General features: G+C 33.4%; 2 protein-coding genes. One reads left to right on the top strand and one right to left on the bottom strand.

What is annotated here, in order from left to right; all coding sequences use genetic code 11:
• Window positions 1–57: 57 nt before the first annotated feature.
• The gene (locus ACFIKE_RS08960; protein ID WP_375649415.1) at window positions 58–216 is read right to left on the bottom strand and encodes a hypothetical protein; all 159 of its coding nucleotides are present in this window, start codon (window positions 214–216) and stop codon (window positions 58–60) included.
• A 788-nt stretch (window positions 217–1,004) separates the two neighbouring features.
• Between ACFIKE_RS08960 and ACFIKE_RS08955 the strand changes: the two genes are divergently transcribed.
• Window positions 1,005–1,334 carry a hypothetical protein gene (locus tag ACFIKE_RS08955; protein ID WP_375649412.1) on the top strand — a complete coding sequence of 110 codons (330 nt, stop codon included), beginning with the start codon at window positions 1,005–1,007 and terminating at the stop codon, window positions 1,332–1,334.
• Window positions 1,335–3,206 lie beyond the last annotated feature (1,872 nt).

The following is a 3,206-nucleotide window of genomic DNA, read 5'->3' as shown; positions in this document are numbered from 1 at the left end:
ATGGATTTACGTTCTTCATGTAAAACAGAACGCCCTAAACGGAATATATTTGTGTTGCTAATTCATGTGCTTTTTTTTAAATAAACCGGCACCCAAGCCCATTTCACGGCGGCGCTTATGAGTGGTATAACGATAAAGCCCCAAAATATGATATAAAATTCGTTGAGCACTCCCATCTTTACGCTTATGGAGTAACAAGCCGCTACCATCACACAATTTGCCAACTCCCAATGTTGTGTAGCTCTTGGCACTTGGGATGGTTTATAAGAGGCATTTTTAGTCTTTTTTATTTTTGTCTACACAGCTCTCCCCACTTGTAACATGCAATCAAATGGTTTTGATGGATTCAACATGAAAAAGATTTGGATGAGAGAATCTTACGGTATTCAGGGTTTTTACTCAATATGAATAACGCTAAACTATCATTATAAATCAATATATTATATGATTAATGTATACAGATAACTACGATTGCACTGAACAATGCAAAGAGCAACTCCTAGAAAAGTGTGCTAGAAACAAGTCAGCAAGAGCGCTTTTTACTAAGTCAAAACGTTGCAATAGCTTTTGCATTTAAATAGATTCGTAAGAATCCCCCTGTTTTCAAGAGTTTTATCTCTATACAAACTTCATTTATGATGTGGACGCGAATAAATTTGCTTAATGTATAATGAACAAGTTTGGAATGAGAGAATATTCTGATATTCTAGGGGCTCATTTTGTGTGAGGAAATGTACATTATATTTATAAATCAATATATTTATGTGAGGCTCGTATAGTTTATTATTTTCAGACGATACTTCGTGCCTTTAATTTATTACTCAATAAGTGATTTCTATGTTGGTAGAGCAGGGCAATTTGCTTTTATTTTAAAATCAAAAGGGCTCCAAAGCTTTATTTGTAAGGATTTTCACTTTTTATCTATAAACATATTATTTTTCTCTAGAAATTTGCAATGAAGGCACTAGGTAAAATCCATTATGGATATTTAATGAGGTTAATTTATGAACATAAAATATTTTATTACAGCTTTTGCTACTTTTGCTTCAATCTCTATCGCTCAGGGTGTGAGTTTTTTAGCGTCTCAAAACCTTATACAGAGAGCATCTTCGGCTGTTCCTCCAATAGGTCTTTTTTCTGGTGAACAGCTTCGCAAGGTATTATCTGAAGTTTTTCAAATAGAACTTTCTTGCACAAATAACAGTGAATACATAACAGCAGCTAAGTTAGTACCTGTGTCACATTCTGGTAAAAAAAGAGGATATAATCCTAAAAAAGGACTAGGGAAAAGAGGACGACCAAACCTATTTACACGAAGTCCAATGAGTTTTTAAAAAGTGAGAAAACAACATTGAGAGCTGTAACGTATGCTCGAAAAATGAAGAAAAGAGATATTATCACCTGAAAACAGGAGGGGAGCTATTTTTTTAAATGGTGTTATAATTGTATACGGTGAGAATGAAGAGTACTGTTCGGAAAAGATACGAGCAGGGAGATTTTAGTGAACGAATAGTACTGTATAATAGCAACCAGTCGTTACAAAATTCATGGGTTTAGATGAATATAGCCTAGAGATTTCGGGTTATTTTGTTATGCCGATCGTCATTTTAAGTGTGGTTATATAAGGCATGTAAAACGCCTTGATAAGTGCTTTTAGAGTATGGGGTGGGATTAGTGAAGGACTTGTCTATAGGGAATCTTTGGTTAAGTGAATTACATGAATGGGAAGCTAAATGAAACCCACTCGACAAAAATCTGGACTATTTGCAGACAGGGTCTGATAGGACGCTTCATCCAAATCGAGAAGAAAGCCAAGTATTTATTTTAATGTTAAACTTTTGATCTTGGTGTGTTTCAAGGAATAAAACGCCATTGAGTTGCATACTTACGTGAGCTTGTTTTAAAGAAACATTTCTCAATGCTCACAAGCCTATTTCGCGACGCCATTTATGAAAGGTATAATGGTAAATCCATTGAGTACTACCGCCTTTACGCTTATGAAGGTGAAAAGCCAGCATTCATCACACACTTTGCTAGTTCTCAATATTGTGACAGCCTTTGGTATGTGAGACGATTCATAAGGAGGCGTTTTTAATCCTTTCTTGTACAGTTTTTATCGACACGGCTTTTCTTGCTTGTAATGTGCAAGCGAATGATTTTGATTGATTGCGACATGCAACCAGTTTGGAATGAGAGAATCTTACGATATGTGACTACAGAATTTTATAAAATATTCTTTATTTGTCTATGATTCAAAATATCAGATATTTGCTCTACCAAATTAATGACTTTCAAAGCAAAGTTTGGTGTGAACACTTTAAGAAAGATCTCTCATCTTTTTTGCTTTAGGGAGAGTTTTAATATAGATGTCAGCATTTATCATACCAGTTTCTTGTCTTTAGGCATTTTTTTCAATTTAGTCTTGTAATGGAGTATGAAATGATAGCCTACAAATAAGGCTGAAGCTCTGAAAAAGACTTTACTATAAGGTTGAAAGAAGAAAAAAATGGTAAATATTTAAAAACAATAAATGCCTAAAGTAAAAATAAAGAGCAGGCAAGTTGCATGTGATCTTGTTTCAATCCATGGATTATTGGAAGTCTTATTTTGTGCGATACAAGTTTATGTTTGAAATAAGCATCCTTTTTATGAAAAAAACGAATACATAGTTTTCATATTTGGTTATGCGAAGGATGAAGGTAAAAACGTTATTTGTATAAATTTAAATAGAACGGTTGCATTTGACAGTTCTTGCTATTGAAAACATTCATAAGTGACATTTTTAGTTTTTTAACGGTTTCACATACTTGCTCGTTTGTAATGTATAGAGGGATGATTTTTGTTGCTTGAATATACAATGGTTTAAGATGAGAGCATTTGAATTTAATATAAAAGGATAATTTTTCATTAGACAAGAGCACATGCTTTCCACGGTGATAACGCAGATATTTTTGAAAAATTTATAAAGAAGAGCAAATGTGACAAGAGACAATCATTTGTACATTGGCATAGTTCAATTCTCATTTATTACAGATCAAGCAATCAAAGGTGATTTGATTGGCTTTTTGTTTTTTTTATGAGTGTATCATTTTTGCTACAGATATCTGAAGTTTGGGCTCTATATGAAACGATGTGTTCAAATAAATATTCAGCTATGGAGAGAAAATATGAATATGAAATGGTTAATAACAGCTTCTGCTTTCGCT

It is taken from the genome of Bartonella sp. MU70NMGDW, assembly GCF_042194085.1.
Classification (GTDB): domain Bacteria; phylum Pseudomonadota; class Alphaproteobacteria; order Rhizobiales; family Rhizobiaceae; genus Bartonella; species Bartonella grahamii.
This window is presented reverse-complemented; position numbering and strand designations above follow the sequence as displayed.